An 18,734-nucleotide genomic window follows, 5' to 3' on the forward strand; every position below is an offset into this window, starting at 1 on the left:
GCTACTACCGGGAGGGAGCCTCCAATGGCGGCCGGGAGTTTGTGACGGGGGGCGGCTCGCTGCGCTACGGGGCGCTGCAGGTGAATGCGAGCCTGGCGATCCCGCAGGGGCCCACGGCCACCGACAATATCACCCGCCTCGGACTGCTTATTAGTTTTTAAACGTTAAACCTTTTGAGAAGCACCGATTTAGCATTATAAGTAATATCGGGAGGAATAACGTATCATTTTGATTGTGTCGCTGAGTCAGACTTTTTGAAAATGATATCGCCATAGTAGGCGGTAGCATTGCCCGCGGTATTGTCAGAGTCCGTCATAATGGCCACTCCTGTGATGGCGGGAGGGGCTTCACCAAAAGCAGCTTTATAGTCTTGGAGAATGTTTTGTGTCTCAACCATCCAGGAGCCCGATTGTTCGTTGCCGGATTGTACGGCAACCATATAAACCCAGTCCGTAAATGGATTGGGCGCAATGGTTCCCCTTTTAGCCTTATTGGCCCAGATGTAATTGATTGATCGTAATGGAATATTATAAGAGGTGAAGGCCTTAAGAGCAGAATACTTTATACGGTCACCAAAGCCAAGGTTTGATTTATCATAATCGAACGTGACGTAAATACGGGCCGGATAATCGTCACTATCTTTTTTCTGGAGGTTGCCCTTTTTAAGTACTCCATCCACTTTCCAGCGCCATTCAATAATCGGATATTCATGAGGATCAATTCGTATTTTATAGATCAATCCACCAGCGGCATTAGCACTGCTGGCTTTGATAACATTTTTACCATTTTGATCCTCAACTAGAGAATAATCAGTAAGGTTATCTGATTTTACTTCCATCTTTGCCCATGTCGTATCATTTTTAGAGTCTGTTGGGTTATAGTCTTGAACGGCTAACCGAATGGTATCTGTATTTTGTCCGGAGGATGGAGAGGACATAATCAGAGCAAGGACAGGAATAAGTATTAAGGAATAAAATTTCATAACTACTATTTTAGTATGTGTTCAACCATATGTACGACAGATTTTTTGGATTAGATTTATCAACGATATCTTTATTAGCTTCTGACAGGCAATACCGTTATTTTATTCGTTCATTTTAACTTACTGATTCATTAGCGGTTGCTTACTGCTACAGGTAAAGCATTAAAAAGGGAATCCGGTGATCTTTATTCGAAAGACAGTCCGGAGCAGTCCCCGCTGCTGTAAGCTCCACCAAGCTTTTGGTCTGTATGACCACTATCCCCAATACAAGGGATGGGAAGGTTGCCAGAAGTGGAGTAAGCCAGAAGACCTGCCATAATGATGATAGAAAAGCTTTCGGGAGAAAAGCTGAACCTATGACTTTGAAAAGATTTATTTACTGTTCTGTTAGTATAATTTTGGGGAGTATCGTCCTCATATTTTCGGCTTGTAACTCGCCGGAGAAGCAAAAGAATACCGCACATCTTGTATCTGACAATACCGTCACATTTCCGCACAAGGTACAGGCCGAGTATGCAAGTGGTTTCCATATCAGCTATCATGAAAACCATAAGTTGCTGGAGATCTTAAAACCTTTCCAGGATAAGGTGGATACGTTAAGGTATGCGCTGGTCCCCCGTGAGTTGGTTGAAGAGGTTGACGTTTCCGGTGCCCGAGAGATTCCTATTCCTGTTCGTCGTATGATTGCCACTTCTACCACGCACATTGGCTTGCTTGGGATGCTGGATGCCAACAGCGTGCTAACAGGTATGGTGGGTGCAGAGTTTGTGTATAGTTCAGAAGTAAAAAGCCAGATTGAATCTGGGACAACGACAAGCCTTCCACAGGGGGAACTAAATAAAGAGAAGATATTGGCTATGGACCCGGATCTGCTCATGATTTCAGGAGGACAGTCATCCCAATTTGATAATTATCGGGTATTGATTGATTCGGGCATCAATGTATTTGTGAATGCCGAATGGCTGGAAACAACTCCACTGGGCAAGGCAGAGTGGGTAAAAGTGATGGCCGCTTTACTGAACAAAGAGCAGTTGGCTAACAAAAAATTTGAAGCAGTGGCCGACCGGTACCAGAAATTGAGAGCCGCTACTGATACGGTCACTCATAAACCGCTGATTATCAATAGCGTGCCGTATAAAGGGGCTTGGTTTGTTTCAGGCGGCAATAGCTTTGCCGCTCAGTTCTTGGAGGATGCCGGGGCTAACTACCCTTGGTTAGAGACGGAGGACACGGGTGGACTAAGGAAAAGCTTTGAAGTGGTCTATGAACAGGGATTGAAAGCAGATATTTGGATTAATCCCGGTACGGCAGAAAGCAGGGAAGACCTTTTGGCAAAAGACAGCCGGTTTAAAGCTTTTAAAGCATTTGAAACGGGACAAATTTATAATAACAATCGTCGCAAGCGGCCGTCCGGGGGCAACGACTATTGGGAGTCCGGTGTGGTGCATCCGGATATTTTATTAGCTGATTTGATTAAGATATTCCATCCCGAAATTGTGCCAGAACATGAGCTGTATTATTATCAGAAGGTGCAGTGATGCCAACCCCTTCTCAACATAATGACGTGCAGTACCAAACCGGTATTCGCCCGCTTTACTTTTTCCTTTTAGTGGGAGGAGTACTTCTTTTTTTTCTGCTAAATATCGGGCTTGGCTCAGTAAATATACCCCTTGCGGATATTGTTCATATCTTAGCAGGAGGAGAAACCGAACATTCTGCCTGGCGTAAAATCCTGATAAATATACGTATTCCCAGGGCTGTGACAGCGATCTTGGCGGGCAGTGCCCTTTCAGTGGGCGGGCTCCTGATGCAGACGCTTTTTCGTAACCCCCTGGCGGGCCCCTCGGTACTGGGTATCACCGCCGGTGCAAGCCTGGGTGTTGCTGTCGTGATGCTGGCAGGCGGGACCATCACCAGTATCTTTGCCATTCAACAGCTTTCGGCGGCAGGCAGCTGGCTTATCATTTTGGCAGCCAGCCTGGGTTCGGCCGCCGTGTTGTTGCTTATCCTGCTCATATCCATACGTATTCGGGATAATGTTACTCTGCTTATTATCGGGCTGATGGTCGGCAATATTACAATAGCGATGGTCAGCATATGGCAATATTTTAGCAGTCCCGAACAGATACAGGACTACCTGATCTGGACGTTTGGAAGTCTGGGCGGCGTGCCGCTGGATCAGCTCTGGATTGTGGCTATCGTAGCCGTAATGGGTGGAGGCATGGCCCTGCTAATGTCCAAGCCCCTAAATGGGTTGCTTCTGGGAGATAACTATGCTCGTAGTATGGGCCTGTCCGTTGCCAGTGCACGTATCTGGATTATTGTAAGTACAAGTCTGTTGGCGGGGGGTATTACCGCTTTTTGTGGACCCATCGGTTTCGTCGGGATTGCCGTTCCCCATCTGACACGTTCATTGCTGGGCACCAATGATCATCGCGTGCTCATTCCGGGCACTTTATTGATGGGAGCGCTTCTTCTTTTGGCCTGTGATATCGTAGCCCAAATGCCTGGCTCCACTGCAACTTTACCTATCAGTGCCGTAACATCATTGGTGGGCTCGCCGGTCGTTATTTGGGTCATTATCCAGCGAAAAAACCTACAGGCTTCTTTTTGATGAGTCAGTTCCAAAGTATCATATCGACAGAAGATCTGGAAATAGGGTTTCCTGCACGCGGTCGCCGCCGGAAATCTAAAACGGTGGCCAGCGATATTAATGTATCGCTACACCGTGGCCAGGTGGTTTGCCTGCTGGGGCCGAATGGGTCAGGGAAGTCAACACTGATTCGTACCCTTTCAGGGCTCCATGCACCGCTGAGTGGAGGGATAAAACTTTCGGGTAGTTCCATGAACCACCTAAGTAACAAGCAGGCTTCCCGTGAAGTGAGCACGGTGCTTACCGACCGACTGACCATTGGAAATCTGAGCGTGCATGAACTGGTAAGCTTTGGCCGATCGCCTTATACCGGTTGGTTTGGCTCGCTGGATCAGAAAGATAAGCAGAAAGTAGCCTGGGCTATAGAATCTACTGGAAGTGGTCCGCTCATTGATCGGGATGTACTTCACCTTAGTGATGGGGAGCGCCAAAAGGTGATGATTGCGCGGGCCCTGGCACAGGATACGCCCGCTATACTGCTGGATGAACCTACCGCTCATCTCGATCTGCCGAATAGGGTTGCGATTATCCGCTTGTTGCGGAGGCTTGCTCACAACACCCAAAAGGCTGTCTTATTTTCTACCCATGAATTAGATTTGGCGCTCAAGGCAGCGGATGCGTTATGGTTGATTAACAGGGAGGGGAAAATTATCACAGGTACGCCCGAAGACCTCGTACTGGATGGCACCTTTGAATCCGTTTTTGAGCGGAATAGTTTCGAATTTGATCGGACTACCGGCTCTTTTAGGCTCCACGAACCATCCAAAGAACCGATCTATTTGCAGGGCAATCCCGTAGGCGTATTCTGGACACGACGTGCGCTGGAGCGCTCCGGTTACGAGGTCAGGGAGTCGAATGGAACGGAACTGCAGGTTGAGGTTCGTGCATTGGAACAGCACTTTGAGTGGAGCATTACCTATCAGGATAAGGAGCATAATAGTGATACCGTTCAGGGGCTGCTGTCGATATTACAGAAGTTATAGCGGTATTGTTGTTTTAAGTCCTTGGCACTTGCGAAGTGTCCGAGACTTTTTGGTGAACATTTTCTTTTAAAGGCGACAACACCCACTTGGGAAATTTCTGTTTGACGAAGGGCGGCCCGAAGCCGTGGTCAGCGCTTTTGGCTGTTGTCCGCCCTGAGGAGTTTAAATTTCTCTTGGCCTTTTGTGCCAAGACAAAAGGCGGAAAAAATGACCGGCTGAGAAAGCTTCGACTCTCCCGTAGCCAAAATCATTTAACGGGAGTTGAAAAATACCAATTCTCAGACAGGAATGATTTTTTTACGCTTCGGCTACGGTCACTTTCCCAGCAGAATTTATGTTAGGCCGGGATGTGGAGTGGGGATTACATAAGATAAGTCGAACAAGTTCAAGGTCCTATCGGCCTTAAATTTGTTGGCGGGAATAAGCGAGTGAGGCGAGGTGCGACCGCAGAAATTCACACCGGTCGGGTCTTGCCTTAAGGTCTAAAGAGCAGAAGGACCATTGAATTTATGCAGTACCGAGACGAATGAGCGCGGCCAAGAAATTTTCAGCCTAGATCTTTTACGAGCCTTTTGGATCATGCCAAAAGGCGGAACAAATTATCTGTTCTATTTTTTGGATGACCAAAAAACGAAACGCAAAAAAGTCACCGTCTGAGAAAAGAGGGCGGGGAATGTTAGTTCGGATCAGAGGTCATAAAATATCCCTTCGAAGGGAGTACCGCTGAAGGCGGGGAGGGATGTTTATCCTATCTTTCGCTGATGTAACTCCTTTAAGCTTTGAGGGAGTTTAACTCCCATTTGCCGCGTCCTTTCTTCGGGAGTGCAACTTCATAGCACAGTGGACAGGAGCGGGGTCGGGGTATTACGCATTTCTCTTCTCAAGGAAGGGGGCAGTATATTCAAGTGTCGGGGACTTAGTTCGAGGTTTGTTTCTTCAAACTAAGCTAAAAAAGTTTCATTTTATCAATAAAGCTCATACCTTACCAACGCTCTTTGAAATAGTGTATTGGTTTCGCTGATTGATAGCAATCAACCAGCGATGAAAAGGGAATTCCGTGCCCCGGCACTGACTTTATTGCCGTGTAATCGGAAGCTGTACCCGCAACTGTGAATCCATTTCAGGTGTTGTCCCCAACCTTTTGCCACTGTCCCGATACTTCGGGATGGGAAGGCCGGACAGCCGGATAAGCCAGAAGACCTGCCAAACAATTCTATTTCTTGAGGAACTTTCGGGAGTTAAAGTTTCTACGAGGATTTTATGTCAAAATTATGGATACGTTATAGCACAGCTTTATGTAGTTGTGTTCTCTTTTTTATACATCATTTAGCTTATAGTCAGGTAATTAGTGATACGCTTCAGTTAGAAGAAATTGAAGTGGTAGCCACTCGTATACAGCAGCCATTAAAGTATCAGCCTACCCATGTGGAAGTTATTGACTCGGTATCGCTATCGATGCAGTCGGTCCAAAATATTGGTGAAGTATTAAACTCGTCCTCTATGCTATTCATTAAAGACAATGGTCCTGGAGGGATTGCAACTGCTTCTCAACGAGGGCTCTCTGCCAGTCAGGTTCAAGTGCTTTGGGAGGGGATACCTATTAATAGCGTTATGGCCGGACAAACCGATTATTCATTATTACCGGCATCACTCTTTTCGACTGTACAGATAAGCTCTGGAAATCCCAGCTCAGCTTTTGGAGGCGGCAGCCTTTCGGGAGCCATCTACCTGTCATCTGATAGAGCGGAATATCAAGGCGTTTCTATTGGACAAAGTGTGGGATCCTTTGGTCAGTGGCAATCGTCATTAAACGGACAGATTCAGTCAGGTAACTGGAGGGTCCATTTGAAAAGTGCGGTGAGCAGGGATGAAAATGACTTTGAATATTATAACCGTGCTTTTGATCAGGAAGAGTACCGGACCCACAACCGACAGGAACAGGAAAACATCATTGCTGGCATTGGATATAGCCAGGGAAATAAGCAGTTCGAATCTAAATTTTGGTTTGCCGATAGCAAAAATGAAATCCCCGGGACCATTCTAACATCAAATAGCCAGTCCCGACAGGATGACCAGTCCATGCGCTGGTTGAGTCGTTATCAGACCTATTGGGGTGAAGCCGAATTTACGTTCAAAAACTATGTTGACCGTTCCGAGCTTAACTATTTTGACTCTAAAGCCGACACGAGAAGCATAAGTACAACCCGCAGATGGTTGATCAGCAGTGCCTTTGACTATAAAATCAATAATAATGTTTTGCTGAAGGGGGAGCTCAGCGGTAGCCTTTCGGGCGTAGAGACCAACAATTATACGGGTTTGAAAACACGCCAGCAGTTCAGTGCCTTACTAAATCCTGAATTTGAAACCTTACAAAGTCGGGTCCATATTTATCCGGCATTACGGCTTGATTCATACAATGATTTTGGAACCGTATTGAGTCCTACACTTGGGGTAAATTATGCTCTGCGAAAGGATAAACTATTTTTGCGCGGACAGCTAAGCCGTGATTTCAATCCACCGACCTTTAATGCTCTGTACTGGTTGCCCGGCGGAGATCCCAATTTGAAACCGGAGCGAAGTAATAATGCAGAGGCCGGATTGGTTTATTATCCACGATGGTTGAGCTTTTCGACGGTGACTTTAACCAGTTTCTATAATCGGGTCAATGAAGGGCTCCGGTGGACTCCTAATGAAACCGGAAATTATGTACCTGAGAATGTAGATCAGGTTACTTCAAAAGGATTAGAGACAAGCCTGACCAACCGATTCACAGTAGGCAGGCAATGGAACCTGGTGTTAGAACAATCTGCAAATTATGTGCACGCTCAGATTACAGAGCCTCGGTTTGATGGAGATGAAGCCCTTGGAAATCAGCTTCGATATATTCCCAAATGGAATTATCAGGCGTCGCTTCGTGCCCAAAGAACCTTTCTGAGTGCTTTTATTCAATATAAATGGACCAACCGCCGCTATACTACTGATACACAGGAATTTGCCAGCTCGCTTAAGCCATATCACCTCTTGCATGCCACCCTACAACTTCAGCAACAATATTTTGGGGTTAATTTCCAAGCACAAACTGGAGTTCGAAATTTACTTAATACCGATTACGAGATCATTCAGTGGTATGCCATGCCACAACGAAATTATCACCTTTCTTTAACTGCAACTTATGAATTCTAAGAACTTAACAATGAAGAACCGATCGATACTATTTGTACTTGCTGCTTTTCTTTTAGTAAGCAGCTGTGATAATAATACCAACAGTGATCCGGGCCAACTTGAACAAGCCTCAGTCTATGTTATCAACGAAGGGAACTTTAGCCAGTCAAATGGCGCTATTTCATCCTATAATTTTGAGACGGGGGAATCATCTGTGGATGTCATCGCTGATAAGACCGGGAGTCCATTTGTGGGATACATTCAGGGATCCACCATCATTGAGGATCAGCTATTCGTGGTAACGAATGCCCCCAGTCAAATCAAAGTGTATGATTTAAAGACCTTAGATTTGCAGGACACAGCCGAGCTCTCCTTTGATCCCCGAGCTATTTCTCCGGCGGGGCAGGGTAAGGCTCTTGTATCCAGCCTGTATGACAGCTCTGTCGTTGCATTAGATTTGGAAACAATGGAGATTACGGATCCAAAAATAATGGTCGGTCCTTATCCCAACTATACGCTCAATGCAGACGGTAAGGTTTATGTATCAAACGGAAACAGTACGGTATCCATGATTGATGTTGGCTCAGTGGAGCTGGGAAAAAATATTCCTGTCGGTCCCGGACCTAATCAGATTATAGAGGGACCTTCCGGCCTGATCTGGGTCGTGTGTGAAGGGTATGCAGCTTATGATGATAACGGCAATCGTGATCCGGAAAATGATGTCCCCGGTGGTATTTATATTATCGATCCGGCACAGCAAGCCGTGGTCACTAATATCCAAACCGGTGGCCGGCCAACGGGAATCGCCATCAATAACAACTCAGATCTGGCCTATGTGAGCTACACCTCCAGCGATGTTGTAACCATCGATATGAATACCCAGCAGATTGTTGATGAGTCATTTATCAGCCGTTCGTTTAACGCTATTGGATTTACTGCTTCTGAGCAAATGATCCTGGGCGGTGTAAGTAATGGGTTGGCTCAAAATGGTAAAACGATCATGTATACGCTGGATGGAACAGCCGTTGATTCGTTTGAGGTCGGAAAGTCGCCCATTGAATTTGAGTTTGTAACCAACTAAGAATATAAGAGAGAACGCTGCCAGGGCGTATATTTCCCTGAATGAATAATCCTGAGCAGTGAGAATCTGCTTGGGGTTATTTTTTTAATAAAAGATGTATTCTTATGATCTATCTCATTACTGGCGGACAGCGATCCGGCAAAAGCAGTTACGGCCAACAGTTAGCCCTGTCATTGACCGATGCACCTGTGTATATAGCGACAGCCCGCGTATGGGATGACGATTTCGAAGCTCGGGTAGAGCGGCATCAGGAAGATCGTGACGAGCGATGGACTACGCTTGAAATTGAGAAAGCAATAGGGAACATTGATCTTGAAGGAGAAGTACTCGTAGTTGACTGTATCACCTTATGGCTTACCAACTTTTTCGTGGATACCGACCATGATATCGGCCGTTCTATGGAATTGGCCAAGAAAGAATTACAAAAGCTGTTTGCCACAGATAATACCCTGATTCTAATAACAAACGAAATCGGGATGGGCACGCATGCTCCAACAGAAAGCGGTAGAAAGTTTGCCGATATGCAGGGCTGGATGAATCAGTTTATAGCAGAACAAGCCGATGAGGTGACGCTTATGGTATCAGGACTGCCTGTTAAAGTGAAGGAGTGATCCATAAGGGGTTTTAAAATGGGAACCCAATAGATTTAGGTATTAGAATAAAACTAACAATCAATCTCCCTTAATCCCTCTTCTCCAAGAGGGACTTTGTGGTTGTAGCACTAAATATTGTGAGCTGTTCCCAATATTGAAAAATGAGTTCCTCCTTGGAGAAAGAGGACAGGAGGATTGAAAGATAAAAGTCATTCTATAACGATTTAATAGAGCTTTTGCAGAAGCTCCCAATAATGATGTTTTCTATGAAAGAATTCAACATAACCGTGGTTAACGAGGGTCTCAAAGAAGCCTTACAACAGAAAATAGATTCCAAAACAAAGCCCGTCGGTGCGTTGGGCCGACTGGAAGACATTGCATTGCGTGTGGGACTGATCCAGCAGCGGTTGGATCCAGAATTGAAAAATCCGTTGTTAGCCGTATTTGCCGGCGACCACGGTATTGCTGCCCAAGGTATTGTGAATGCGTATCCACAAGAAGTAACCGCCCAGATGGTATTAAATATGGTTTCCGGGGGTGCGGCCATAAACGTCTTTTGTAATTCACATAACCTCTCGGCAAAAATCATTGACGCTGGGGTGGCTGCTGAACTTCCAGCCAGAGAGCAGTTACTGAACAATAAAATTGCTTTTGGAACCGAAAACTATTTAGAGCAGCCAGCCATGAGCGCAGCGCAGTGCTGGGAAGCCATAGAAACAGGGGCGATGTTAGTTGATCAATGGGCCGAAGAGGGTACGAATATTATCGGCTTTGGAGAGATGGGGATCGGTAATACGTCATCCGCCGCTATTATCACCAGCTTAATCACCGGTGCATCTATAGAAGCATGTACAGGCAAAGGAACCGGGCTGGATGAGACCGGCATTTCTGAAAAAGTTCGGATATTGACGAAAGCCATCCGCGCCCATGGGGATCAGGAAGATCCTGTAACTATCCTTCAAACCTTCGGTGGTTTTGAAATTGCCATGATGGTGGGAGGCATGCTGCAGGCCGCTGAGCATCGCATGGTCATTTTGGTGGATGGTTTTATTGCCACCGCCGCTTTTATGCTGGCTTGCGAATGGTATCCGGATATCCGGGAGTACGGAATTTTTGCCCATCAATCGGAGGTGCGCGGCCATCAGATTCAACTGGAATACCTGAAGGCCAAACCACTACTGCAGTTGGATATGCGACTGGGCGAGGGGACGGGCGCCGCCATGGCCTATCCTGTCGTTCAGTCAGCGGTAAATTTTTTAAATGATATGGCCTCTTTCGAGGATGCAGGAGTATCAGAGGGAGGTCCATCATGAGAAGAGAGCTGCAGGTCTTTTTAACAGCCGTCATGTTTTTTACCAAGATTCCGTGCCCTAAGTGGGTGGACCATTCGCCGGAGTATCTAAACGAAAGCGCCCGCTATTTTTCGCTGGTAGGCATCATAGTGGGAATCATTGGAGCGATAATCTTTTGGGGAAGTATGTATATTTTTCCGCAATCCATTGCGGTGTTGTTAAGCATGCTGGCAACGATCTGGCTGACCGGGGCTTTTCATGAAGATGGACTGGCCGATATGTTTGACGGCTTTGGCGGAGGCTGGACGAAAGAGCAGATCCTGGGGATCATGAAGGACTCCCGCATTGGCACCTTTGGGGTAACGGGACTCACTGGCATCCTGGCGTTGAAGTTTGTCAGCCTGAATGAGCTGCCAGCCGGAGTTGTTCCATGGCTGCTTATCGCTGGACATGCCACCAGTCGGTTTTTAGCAACTACGCTGATCATCACCCACGATTATGTGCGGGGCGAACCGTCCAAAGCCAAGCCGGTGGCCAAGCAGATGACGCCAACTTCCGTCATTGTCAGTGGTATTTTTGGGTTGCTTCCATTATTGTTAGTTCCTCACAGCGGTATATGGCTGGCCCTTATTCCTATGATCGCCGTACTGTTATATCTGGGTCAGTTTTTTAACAAGTGGATTGGCGGACACACCGGCGATTGCAGCGGAGCAACCCAGCAGTTGACTGAAGTTACCTTTTACCTTGGGGCTGTGGTGATATGGACCTTTTTCTAATCCGACATACTACACCCGATATTGAAGAGGGCATTTGCTATGGACAAAAGGATATAGACTTAGCCGATTCATTTCCGGATGAACTTAAGAAGCTTGGGGCAAAACTGCCGGAGAACTATCCTGACTTCCCAATCCATAGTAGTCCATTAAAACGATGTCGTGAGTTGGCCCAACAGTTAGCTAAACAACAGGTTACTACTGATTCCCGTCTGAAGGAACTGGATTTTGGGGCTTGGGAAGGCCGTGCCTGGGATGATATCGACCCAGAGCAGTTACAACCATGGATGCAGAATTTTGTAGAGGTAGCTTGCCCGGGCGGCGAATCTTACCGGCAGTTATATGATCGCGCCGTGGACTGGTGGCAGGAGGTAATCCAATTGGAGCATAAGCAGGTATTGGTCATAAGCCACAGTGGCGTTATTCGCTGTATAATTAGCCATATTTTAGAAGTCCCATTGAAAAATAGTTTTCGACTGTCTATTGACTACGGTAGTGTGACTAAGGTTTCTGGTCAGCAGAATCGCAACATCATCCATTATATCAATCGATGAAAAAAGTGTTATTCAATTGGAGTGGCGGTAAAGATTCTTCCCTGGCGTTATACCATGCATTGCAGGGAGAGCGCTATATCGTGACCGGCTTGTTAACGAGCTTTAATGGTGCTAACAGTCGCGTATCCATGCATGGCACCCGGAAGAATCTTGTCGAAGAACAAGCCCGGAATATAGGACTCGAATTACATCCGCTGATGCTGCCGGAGCAGGTTGGGATGGAAGAGTATGATGCGTTTATGCAACAGGCGTTGGAGAAGCATAAAAAGAAGGGAGTACGCAGCTATATTTTTGGAGATATATTCTTGGAAGATTTGAGAGCCTATCGCGAGCAGCAGCTCCAAAAAGTTGATATGGAAGCTATATTTCCGCTGTGGCAGCAATCCACAGAGCAGTTAGCCCGGCAGTTTATTGATGTGGGATTTAAAGCTGTGGTCGTATCAATAAACGGAAGTAAGCTGGATCGATCATTCGTGGGGCGTGAATATGATTCTCAATTTTTGGCCGATTTGCCGGCCGAGGTTGATCCCTGTGGGGAGTATGGTGAGTTCCACACTTTTGTGTATGACGGACCTATTTTTGACACACCGGTATCATTCCAAAGGGGAGAAGTGGTTGCGAAGACTTACGAGCAGCAAGATGATGATACGCATTCCTTTCAACAATCAGGGAATAACAATCCTCATCCCACGTATTTCTATTTGGATTTGAAAAGTAAATGATCAAAAAAGGCCGGACCATGAGGCTGGACTGGTCCAAACGAGATGATCGAATCAGTAGAGCTTATATTTTTGTAGGTAGCTCGCAATGTGTCTTAATTCATTTACGCGAGATAAATTGTACGTTACATAATTTAAAAGTCCCGATAGGGGCGGAAAATAGGTAGAAAGGAAAAAGATTAGCAATAAAATATCGAAGTGCCATAGGCACGAGATATGCTAATTAGCATACCGAGTCAAAAATGTATCGGTCATCATAATCAATACCCGAATAATCCAGAAGTTCAGTATATTCCTCCATAAACGTTTTTTCTCTATTGGTGTTCTTCTTGATTCTTTATGTAGTTGATGACACGAGGTAGCTGTGATTTTGAATATGAAAAAGCTCCATAGCCAGCCTGCCAAGAAAATCGGTTTTTGCTAAGCTTATTTTTATTAATCCATCGTGAGGAATCCTGCTTTATCTGTTTCATCAAATTTGACAATGATTGGCTGGGCCGCATCCCAAAAAGCAGATGGATATGATCCGGCATTCCATTAATCTGCAATAATTTGTGGCCGTGGTTTTGTACAATCCCAGAAATATATTTGTACAGATCTTGGTTCCAGGTATTGAGAATTAGCGATTGCCTGTTTTTAACGGCAAAAACAGCCTGAATGTGTATTTGGGTATAGGTATTGGCCATAGTTAAACTCTTGATATTCCGTACCTGACGGCACGGGTTGGTTACCGGTCATTTTTTGCTACCTATTTTCTGTCCCTAACGGGACTTTTATTTTAAAGAGCATCCCCCCCAGTGCTTATCGCGATAAACTATCGGAATGGTGTTTTTTTAAGCCTTTAAATAGAAATTTATTCGTTCTCAATTCTCGGAACGATGACAGATTCATATTTACAGGAAGACAAAAAGTTTCTTCAAGGCAATTCCAATTTTAATAATTTTCCAACTAAATACAAGGGGACTGGGTGGCTTAACACATGTTCCAAGAGAAGATATAGAGACTATGATGATTTCTAATATTATCTATTGGATATATGCTTGTAGTCCCGGTAGGGACGAAAGCTGGGTAGCTGGAAAAAGGATAGAATAAAAAATGATGTGCCGTTAGGTACATAATAAGTCCTTAAGATTTGACGGAAAAAGTAAATATGGTGATAGCAAAAAAGCCAATCAGCAAAGTTATCCACACTGCTCTTTGGGCAAATCTGTTATTTTATTGTTAAATGATTTTTATGAGCGAATCAATTGTGGATAACTTGGCCGTTTTGTGGAAAAGTATTTGAGTTTTTACTTGTCCCTGAACGGCAGTCCTTTATATTTTATAGAAGCGGAAATGCATAAATATTATTAGAGTTTCCGCTCGCCCTATCAAGTCAAAATATTAGTCAAGGACCGGAGATATTATATGAAATTTACACGCTTTTATACCCAGGAAAAGTGGGACACTCCTTTTGGAGATATGAAATTCGAGAGCCGCAAATCGGAGATTAAAAATCCGGATGGTTCTTTGGTTTTTTCGAAGGATAATGTTGTTGTACCCGAATCATGGTCGCAGGTATCAACAGACGTTATTGCACAGAAATACTTCCGCAAAGCCGGGGTGCCAAAGAAGACCAAAAAGGTTAAAGAGAAGGGAGTTCCGGAGTGGTTGCAGCGTTCCGAAGCCGATGAAGAGGCTATGAAAGATCTCGATGAAGAGGAACGCTATGGTGGGGAGAGCGACAGTCACCAAGTGTTTCACCGACTGGCCGGCTGCTGGACCTACTGGGGATGGAAGCACGACTATTTTGATTCTGAAAAGGACGCCAAGGTATTTTATGAAGAACTGAGCTATATGCTGGCCAACCAGATGGCCGCTCCCAACAGTCCACAGTGGTTTAATACCGGCCTGCACTGGGCTTATGGCATTAATGGGCCGTCACAAGGACACTATTATGTAGATGGCAAGACCGGAGAGTTGACCAAGTCTGACGATGCATACAGCCACCCGCAACCCCATGCCTGCTTTATCCAGAGCATTGATGATAACCTGGTGAATGAAGGCGGTATCATGGATCTGTGGGTCCGTGAAGCGCGGCTCTTTAAATATGGATCGGGTACGGGCAGTAACTTTTCCAAAGTTCGCGGTGAAGGCGAGCCGCTGAGTGGTGGAGGAAAATCGTCGGGCCTCATGAGCTTCCTGAAAATTGGGGACAAAGCAGCCGGTGCCATCAAATCCGGGGGGACGACCCGACGGGCTGCCAAGATGGTAACACTGGATCTGGATCATCCGGATATTGAAGAGTATGTTAACTGGAAGGTCCGCGAAGAGCGAAAAGTGGCCTCCATGGTGACAGGATCAAAGATCTTAGAAAAGCATCTCAAAAAAATTATCAAGCTGTGTAACAAGCCGGTTGAGATTGACGGGCGTACCTTTAACGGGGCCGTGAGTCGCGATCCGCTGAAGAATGAGGAGCTTGGTGTAGCGATTAAACAGGCCAAGCAAGACCAGGTGCCGCTGAATTATATTGAACGCGTTGTTCAGCTGGCGTCTCAGGGTTATACGGATCTAGAGTTTGAAACTTATGACACCGACTGGGATTCGGAAGCATACCGAACGGTAAGTGGTCAGAATTCGAACAACTCCGTACGTATTCCCAATAAGTTTATGAAGGCCGTCAAAAATGATGGCGAATGGAACCTGTACTGGAGAACCGAGAAGCGGAAGGCCGCTGAAGAAGGCCGGGAGCCCGAGCCTTGTGAAACGATGAGAGCCCGCGACTTGTGGGAGCAAATTTCCGATGCCGCCTGGTCGTGTGCCGATCCGGGGGCGCAGTATCACGATACGATTAACGAATGGCATACCTGCCCGGAAGACGGACCGATTAACGGCAGTAATCCGTGCTCCGAGTACATGTTTCTGGACAACACGGCGTGTAACCTGGCGTCCCTCAACCTGATGAAGTATTTTAAGACGGAGGAGTGCAAGGAATTTGATGTTGAATCTTTACGTAATGCGTCTCGCATCTGGACGACGGTGCTGGAAATTTCTGTATTGATGGCACAATTCCCCTCCAAAGAAATTGCTGACCTTTCTTATAAGTATCGTACCCTGGGACTTGGCTTTGCTAATATCGGCGCTGCGCTGATGGTTCAGGGCGTGCCGTACGACAGCCCTGAAGGATGTGCTATCGCCGGTTCTTTGATGAGTATTATCCACATGAACGCCTATGCCACCAGTGCTGAAATGGCTGATGAGCTGGGTGCATTTGAACGGTATGAAGCCAACAAAGAGCATATGTTACGCGTGGTTCGTAACCACAAGCGAGCAGCTTATAACGTGGATCCGGAAGAGTATGAAGGCCTTACGGTTAAGCCAATGGGCATTGATGCTAACGAATGTCCCGATAACCTGCTAAAGGCAGCTCGTGAAGACTCTGATCGAGCGGTTGAAATGGGTAAAGAGCACGGTTACCGCAATGCGCAGGTGACGGTCATCGCTCCAACCGGAACGATTGGCCTGGTGATGGACTGCGACACCACGGGAATTGAGCCCGACTTTGCGCTGGTGAAATTCAAGAAGCTGGCCGGTGGCGGATATTTCAAAATTATCAACCAGGCGGTACCCCGGGCACTCGAAAATCTTGGTTACAGCCCTGAAGAGCGACAAGCGATTATTGACTATGCCAAAGGGCACGGCACGCTGGAAGGTTGTCCTCATATTAATAAAGAAAGCCTGCGCGAGCATGGCTTTGGTGAGGAACAGTTCGAAGCTATTGAAGAAGCACTGCCCAGCAGTTTTGAAGTGAAGTTTGCTTTCAATCAGTGGACCCTTGGCGAAGAGTTCTGCCAGGAAGAGCTGGGGCTGACCGAAGAGCAACTTTCTAATCCACAGTTTAACATCCTCAGGCATCTCGGCTTTAGCCAGCAGGAGATCCAGGAGGCTAATGATTATGTGTGTGGTACGATGACTGTGGAAGGAGCGCCTCATCTGAAAGACGAGCACCTGCCGGTCTTTGACTGCGCCAATCGTTGTGGACGTATCGGAACGCGCTACATTAAGCCCGGCGGACACATCCGCATGATGGCGGCGGCACAGCCGTTTGTTTCGGGAGCAATCTCCAAGACGATTAACCTGCCGAATGAAGCCACGGTTGAAGACTTCAAGGATGCCTACATGGATTCCTGGGAGCTGATGCTGAAAGCGAATGCCTTGTACCGCGATGGTTCTAAATTGAGTCAGCCATTGAACAGCCTCAGCGATGTCTTCGAAGATCTGGACGAAGAAGATCTGGATGAAGAGACTTCTGCAGCGCAGGATAAGGTTGTTAAGTCGGCTGAAAAGATTATCCACAAATACGTGGCTAACCGTCAGCGGCTTCCCAATCGACGCAATGGTTACACACAGAAGGTGAAAATTGGTGGCCAGAGCGTGTACCTGCGAACCGGTGAATATGAAAACGGACAGCTGGGCGAAATTTTTCTTGATATGCATCGTGAAGGGGCGGCTTTCCGCAGCCTGACGAACTGCTTTGCGATCGCTATTTCGCTTGGTCTGCAACACGGCGTACCGCTCGAAGAGTTTGTGGATGCCTTTACATTCACTAAGTTCGAGCCAAGTGGACCCGTGAGTGGAAGTCCCCATGTTAAGATGACGACTTCCGTTATCGACTACATCTTCCGTGAGCTGGCGGTGACGTATCTGGGTCGTGAAGACCTTGCACACGTTCCCTCTGATGATATCATGTCGCGCAAGATGCGTCCATCTGAAGAAGCAAAGCAGGCCCGGGAAAAGGCGAATAAGCTGGATCCAAGTGGCCAACACCAACCGGAGCCAGAAACGGTTACGGAGCCTGGAGATTCGGAAGGTGGAGCGCAAACGCAGGTCCGGGAAAGTGGTGACAGTTACGAGAGTGACTACGAAAAAGCCAAGGAACTGGGCTATACCGGCGACTCTTGTCCGGAATGCGGCAGCATGACGATGGTCCGTAACGGTACGTGCCAGAAGTGCATTACCTGTGGATCAACCACCGGCTGCTCGTAGTTATTCCGTAAATTAACATTAGCTTTTATAAACCTGACAGGTGTTCAAAACCTGTCAGGTTTTTTATTTTTGGGTGGCTATGTAGAGTAGCTGATATCTAACTTGGCGATATAATTCAGGATAAAATTACAGCGTTTGACGGTGGTTGTCTTAGGCACCAGAACCGGCTGGTATCCACATGCCCTATATACTTGTTTCATCATTTTATGGGTTGCGATAACTTCCCCAAATGACTGTTTGCGTTCGGAATCTTTTCGATAAATTTTTTGCCAGGGAGGGAAAATAAAAACCGTGGAATTAGAGCGATAATGTTGACTGTAAAAGCGCAGATCGTCAGAAATCGCTAAGCCTTCAAGGCGGGCATAGGCTAGGGTATCGGGGATACCGCGATCAAAAAAGGAGATGCGCTGTTTTTGGTCAGATGCTTCTTCATAATCTTTAACAGACTTATAGAGCATCCGTTTTTTATATTGCTCTTTGTCTTTCCATGGCAAGGCGTCACCGCTCTGAGACTGCTGGTACCGGATAATTTCGCGGGCTGCTTCCCGGATACAGGTCCGCCCATCCTTTTGTAAAGCAGTAAGCACGGTCGTTTTGCCGACACCGGGACCGCCGGAGAGAATAAAAAAATGATTGTTGTGTATTGGATGTTTATGCTTCGTCATCATTGGAATAAATGAGTTTCAGTTATCATGAGGTACATCGGTTGGGGAGATGAAAAGGAGGGAAGCACCATTTATAAATAGCATATAAGGTATAATGCGGTCGTATAGTGTAGAATTGTAATTTTATTGCTATACTTATAATACTCTTTCCTTTAGGGAGGAATTTAAAATGGTATCAAAGTCAAACAGGGATGGAATCACATCAGAAAGGGATCGTTTTCTAGAGCAATTATTCCATATTTTAGAAAAGGA

Annotated in this window: 13 protein-coding genes, 1 pseudogene and 2 riboswitches; of the genes and pseudogenes, 11 read left to right on the forward strand and 3 right to left on the reverse strand. The window is 46.3% G+C overall.

Going from position 1 to position 18,734, the window contains the following annotated elements:
• Positions 1–223: 223 nt before the first annotated feature.
• Complete coding sequence (locus tag J6I44_RS14350) at positions 224–982, reverse strand: DUF3047 domain-containing protein (protein WP_265766840.1); 759 nt, start codon at positions 980–982, stop codon at positions 224–226.
• A 120-nt stretch (positions 983–1,102) separates the two neighbouring features.
• Positions 1,103–1,314, forward strand: a riboswitch (cobalamin riboswitch).
• A gap of 24 nt (positions 1,315–1,338) precedes the next feature.
• On the opposite strand from J6I44_RS14350, the gene J6I44_RS14355 reads away from it, so the two are divergent.
• The 10 genes from J6I44_RS14355 (at position 1,339) to J6I44_RS14400 (ending at position 12,795) form a co-directional block, all read left to right on the forward strand.
• A complete protein-coding gene (locus tag J6I44_RS14355) occupies positions 1,339–2,520 on the forward strand; it encodes an ABC transporter substrate-binding protein (protein WP_265766841.1) in 1,182 nt (393 codons plus the stop codon).
• Positions 2,520–3,596: an iron ABC transporter permease gene (locus J6I44_RS14360; RefSeq protein ID WP_265766842.1), complete on the forward strand. Its 1,077-nt coding sequence runs from the start codon at positions 2,520–2,522 to the stop codon at positions 3,594–3,596. Before J6I44_RS14355 ends, J6I44_RS14360 begins: the two co-directional genes overlap by 1 nt.
• Entirely contained in the window at positions 3,596–4,618 is a 1,023-nt protein-coding gene (locus J6I44_RS14365; protein ID WP_265766843.1) for an ABC transporter ATP-binding protein, read from the forward strand. The genes J6I44_RS14360 and J6I44_RS14365 overlap by 1 nt, the downstream gene beginning before the upstream one ends.
• Positions 4,619–5,610: 992 nt before the next feature.
• Positions 5,611–5,840: riboswitch (cobalamin riboswitch) on the forward strand.
• Positions 5,841–5,878: 38 nt separating this feature from the next.
• Positions 5,879–7,801, forward strand: coding sequence for a TonB-dependent receptor plug domain-containing protein (locus J6I44_RS14370; protein ID WP_265766844.1), 1,923 nt, complete (start codon positions 5,879–5,881; stop codon positions 7,799–7,801).
• Entirely contained in the window at positions 7,791–8,861 is a 1,071-nt protein-coding gene (locus tag J6I44_RS14375; protein WP_265766845.1) for a YncE family protein, read from the forward strand. The genes J6I44_RS14370 and J6I44_RS14375 overlap by 11 nt, the downstream gene beginning before the upstream one ends.
• A 104-nt stretch (positions 8,862–8,965) precedes the next feature.
• Positions 8,966–9,472: a bifunctional adenosylcobinamide kinase/adenosylcobinamide-phosphate guanylyltransferase gene (locus tag J6I44_RS14380; protein WP_265766846.1), complete on the forward strand. Its 507-nt coding sequence runs from the start codon at positions 8,966–8,968 to the stop codon at positions 9,470–9,472.
• Between the two features lie 248 nt (positions 9,473–9,720).
• On the forward strand, positions 9,721–10,767 hold the full coding sequence (cobT, locus tag J6I44_RS14385) for a nicotinate-nucleotide--dimethylbenzimidazole phosphoribosyltransferase (protein WP_265766847.1): 1,047 nt from the start codon (positions 9,721–9,723) through the stop codon (positions 10,765–10,767).
• On the forward strand, positions 10,764–11,522 hold the full coding sequence (locus J6I44_RS14390) for an adenosylcobinamide-GDP ribazoletransferase (protein WP_265766848.1): 759 nt from the start codon (positions 10,764–10,766) through the stop codon (positions 11,520–11,522). The genes cobT and J6I44_RS14390 overlap by 4 nt, the downstream gene beginning before the upstream one ends.
• On the forward strand, positions 11,507–12,073 hold the full coding sequence (gene cobC, locus J6I44_RS14395) for an alpha-ribazole phosphatase (RefSeq protein WP_265766849.1): 567 nt from the start codon (positions 11,507–11,509) through the stop codon (positions 12,071–12,073). Before J6I44_RS14390 ends, cobC begins: the two co-directional genes overlap by 16 nt.
• Entirely contained in the window at positions 12,070–12,795 is a 726-nt protein-coding gene (locus J6I44_RS14400) for a Dph6-related ATP pyrophosphatase (RefSeq protein ID WP_286670553.1), read from the forward strand. Before cobC ends, J6I44_RS14400 begins: the two co-directional genes overlap by 4 nt.
• Before the next feature lie 220 nt (positions 12,796–13,015).
• Here J6I44_RS14400 and tnpA read toward each other — a convergent pair.
• A pseudogene (gene tnpA, locus J6I44_RS14405) lies at positions 13,016–13,478 on the reverse strand (IS200/IS605 family transposase).
• Positions 13,479–14,199: 721 nt separating this feature from the next.
• On the opposite strand from tnpA, the gene J6I44_RS14410 reads away from it, so the two are divergent.
• Positions 14,200–17,817, forward strand: a complete 3,618-nt coding sequence (locus tag J6I44_RS14410) for a vitamin B12-dependent ribonucleotide reductase (RefSeq protein WP_265766852.1) — start codon at positions 14,200–14,202, stop codon at positions 17,815–17,817.
• Positions 17,818–17,894: 77 nt separating this feature from the next.
• Here the strand turns inward: J6I44_RS14410 and J6I44_RS14415 are convergent, their stop codons facing one another.
• Complete coding sequence (locus J6I44_RS14415; protein ID WP_265766853.1) at positions 17,895–18,485, reverse strand: AAA family ATPase; 591 nt, start codon at positions 18,483–18,485, stop codon at positions 17,895–17,897.
• Positions 18,486–18,734: the final 249 nt, after the last annotated feature.

This window comes from Fodinibius salsisoli, assembly GCF_026229185.1.
Classification (GTDB): domain Bacteria; phylum Bacteroidota; class Rhodothermia; order Balneolales; family Balneolaceae; genus Fodinibius; species Fodinibius salsisoli.

Excerpts from the sequence above, each read along its gene's own strand:
- J6I44_RS14390 (WP_265766848.1), top strand. The coding sequence starts at position 10,764 with ATGAGAAGAGAGCTGCAGGTCTTTTTAACAGCCGTCATGTTTTTTACC.
- J6I44_RS14400 (WP_286670553.1), top strand. The coding sequence starts at position 12,070 with ATGAAAAAAGTGTTATTCAATTGGAGTGGCGGTAAAGATTCTTCCCTG.
- J6I44_RS14415 (WP_265766853.1), bottom strand. The coding sequence starts at position 18,485 with ATGATGACGAAGCATAAACATCCAATACACAACAATCATTTTTTTATT.
- J6I44_RS14370 (WP_265766844.1), top strand. The coding sequence starts at position 5,879 with ATGTCAAAATTATGGATACGTTATAGCACAGCTTTATGTAGTTGTGTT.
- cobC (WP_265766849.1), top strand. The coding sequence starts at position 11,507 with ATGGACCTTTTTCTAATCCGACATACTACACCCGATATTGAAGAGGGC.
- J6I44_RS14360 (WP_265766842.1), top strand. The coding sequence starts at position 2,520 with ATGCCAACCCCTTCTCAACATAATGACGTGCAGTACCAAACCGGTATT.
- J6I44_RS14365 (WP_265766843.1), top strand. The coding sequence starts at position 3,596 with ATGAGTCAGTTCCAAAGTATCATATCGACAGAAGATCTGGAAATAGGG.
- J6I44_RS14350 (WP_265766840.1), bottom strand. The coding sequence starts at position 982 with ATGAAATTTTATTCCTTAATACTTATTCCTGTCCTTGCTCTGATTATG.
- J6I44_RS14375 (WP_265766845.1), top strand. The coding sequence starts at position 7,791 with ATGAATTCTAAGAACTTAACAATGAAGAACCGATCGATACTATTTGTA.
- J6I44_RS14380 (WP_265766846.1), top strand. The coding sequence starts at position 8,966 with ATGATCTATCTCATTACTGGCGGACAGCGATCCGGCAAAAGCAGTTAC.
- J6I44_RS14410 (WP_265766852.1), top strand. The coding sequence starts at position 14,200 with ATGAAATTTACACGCTTTTATACCCAGGAAAAGTGGGACACTCCTTTT.
- J6I44_RS14355 (WP_265766841.1), top strand. The coding sequence starts at position 1,339 with ATGACTTTGAAAAGATTTATTTACTGTTCTGTTAGTATAATTTTGGGG.
- cobT (WP_265766847.1), top strand. The coding sequence starts at position 9,721 with ATGAAAGAATTCAACATAACCGTGGTTAACGAGGGTCTCAAAGAAGCC.